Annotated in this window: 1 protein-coding gene; it reads right to left on the bottom strand. The window is 37.0% G+C overall.

The features are described 5' to 3' along the window. Positions 1-195: 195 nt before the first annotated feature. Positions 196-1,331, bottom strand: a protein-coding gene (locus tag MHI02_RS18490) for an IS3 family transposase (protein WP_445668990.1) whose coding sequence is annotated in 2 segments (ribosomal slippage) — positions 196-1,097 and positions 1,097-1,331 — 1,137 coding nt in all. Because the reading frame shifts where the segments join, the coding sequence is not laid out codon by codon here. Positions 1,332-1,407: the final 76 nt, after the last annotated feature.

Raw genomic sequence — 1,407 nt, forward strand, 5'->3', positions numbered from 1 at the left:
TGGATCTACGTCAAGTTTTTGGACACAAAAAGATTAAGTTTTTTTGCACAACAACCATTCATGGATTGTTCCACGTCCCAAGTAGATTGTCAAAGTGAAAAGATCCTTTGACAATCTACTTGGGACGTGGAGAAATAAACCCATGGCTGTTGTGCCAAAAAAATGTGAAGGGGGAAGTGTTCTGTACCCCATGTTTTACGCTGCTATTCGGCACATTTTTTCGTATTCATCCGGTGTCAAATAACCAATGCTTCCATGAATTCGTTTGCGATTATACCAACCTTCGATGAATTGAAATAACGCAATTCTCGCTGTCTCAAAGCTTTCGTATTTGGTTAGATACACTTTTTCTTTTTTCAATATGGCATGAAAAGATTCAATACAAGCGTTGTCATATGGACATCCTTTTCGACTAAATGACGGAACCATTTCATGTTTTTTTAGTAGTTTTTGAAAGGCTTCACTTGTATATTGTGTTCCTAAATCTGTATGCACGATAAGACCGGGATCGGGCTTTTGATCTTGAATCGCATTCTGAAGTGCTTCCAGCACAATTTCTGTTGTCATGGTACGAGAGAATTTATATCCGACCACTTTTTTTGTATGTAAATCAAGAACGGACGCTAGATAACACCAACCATCACGAAGCGTATGGACATATGTAATATCAGCTACCCATTTTTCGTTGATTGTTGTTGTAGTGAAATCTTGATTTAATACATTTTCTCGTTCTTCTACGGGCTTTTGTGTTGGTGTTGGGCGGAATTTTTTTACAATACATGATTGGATGCCTGCTTGTTTCATCAAACGTTGAACTCGATTGATACTGCCTGTATAGCCTTCTTTTTTAAGTATTTCAAAGATTTTAGGGGCCCCATAACGACCCTTACTTTCTTTATGGATTGCTCGAATTCGTTCAAGCAGTTGTTCGTTGGCGACATGATAGCTATTCGGCTTCTTGTGAAACGATTGATAATACGTACTTTTAGGCATCTTTAAAACACGACACATCATTTGGATTGGATGATGTTCGCTTTCTTTTGTAATCAAGTCAATCAGTTCTTGCTCATCTATTTTCTCGCGAATATGGTCATAGCCTTTTTTAAGATTTCGATCTCCTGTTTTAATCGAAGATTTTCCTTTTGAATGGCTTCTATATCAGCCAAAGTTAATTCCTGTTCACATTCAATTGGAGAGAGTTGCTTAATCCATTTATAAATCGTTACTTCTGAAACACCATATTCGCTAGAGAGTTGACTGACTGGAGTGCCTGAGCGATAAAGCTCAACTACTGTTTGTTTAAATTCTTGATTATACCGTTTTTGACTCATGATTCGGACACAACCTTTCGTTAGTTTAATATTAATGACTTAACCAAGTTGTGTCCATAAATCTATACTACATCTA

The sequence above is a fragment of the Oceanobacillus sp. FSL K6-0118 genome (genome assembly GCF_038006665.1).
Lineage (GTDB): Bacteria > Bacillota > Bacilli > Bacillales > Amphibacillaceae > Oceanobacillus > Oceanobacillus caeni.